Below are 937 nucleotides of genomic sequence, written 5' to 3' on the forward strand. Positions count from 1 at the left end.
TCAAAGCGTGTCACGAAAACCTATTTAACTCGAAATACTTCCTCGATGTGTTTGTTGTTGGTGTTGGTGGTGTTGGCGGTGAGCTGGTGGATCAGATCCAACGTCAGCAATCCAAACTGGCAGAAAAAGGTATCGTGATTCGAGTGTGTGGTTTAGCAAATAGCAAAGGCTTGCTACTCGACAGTGAAGGTTTACCACTAGAACACTGGCGTGACCGCATGTCTGCGGCAACAGAAGAATTCAGTCTAGCTCGTTTAATCGCGTTAGTTCAGCGCAATCACATCATCAACCCTGTACTTGTGGATTGTACGTCTAGTGAAGACATTGCAAATCAATATGCAGACTTTCTAGCAGCAGGTTTCCACGTGGTCACACCAAACAAAAAAGCAAACACAGCAAGCATGGCGTACTACCATCAGCTTCGCGATGTCGCTCGTAGTTCGCGTCGCAAGTTAATGTACGAAACAACTGTAGGGGCTGGCCTACCGGTTATCGAAAACCTACAAAACCTGATTGCAGCAGGCGATGAGCTTGAACGATTTAGTGGCATTTTGTCAGGTTCACTGTCTTACATCTTCGGTAAACTTGACGAGGGTATGAGCCTGAGCGAAGCGACAAATATTGCGAAAGAAAATGGTTTCACTGAGCCAGATCCTCGTGATGACCTTTCTGGTATGGATGTTGCACGTAAGCTGCTCATCCTAGCTCGCGAAGCAGGTATGTCATTAGAGCTTGAAGATGTGGTCGTTGACCAAGCGCTACCACCAGGCTTTGATGATTCAGGCAGTGTTGATGAATTTATGGCTCGTTTGCCAGAAGCGGACGCGTACTTCAAAGAGTTATCAGCGAAAGCGGCAGAAGAAGGCAAAGTGCTACGTTATGTTGGTGAAAGTAATGATGGCAAGTGCACTGTGAGCATGGCCGCGGTCGATGAAAA

General features: G+C 47.0%; 1 pseudogene. It reads left to right on the top strand.

Annotation, left to right across the window (positions count from 1 at the left end):
- Positions 1-937: pseudogene (gene thrA, locus R7040_RS25120) on the top strand (bifunctional aspartate kinase/homoserine dehydrogenase I); the annotation flags it as partial.

The sequence above is a fragment of the Vibrio sp. 1069 genome (genome assembly GCF_033340555.1).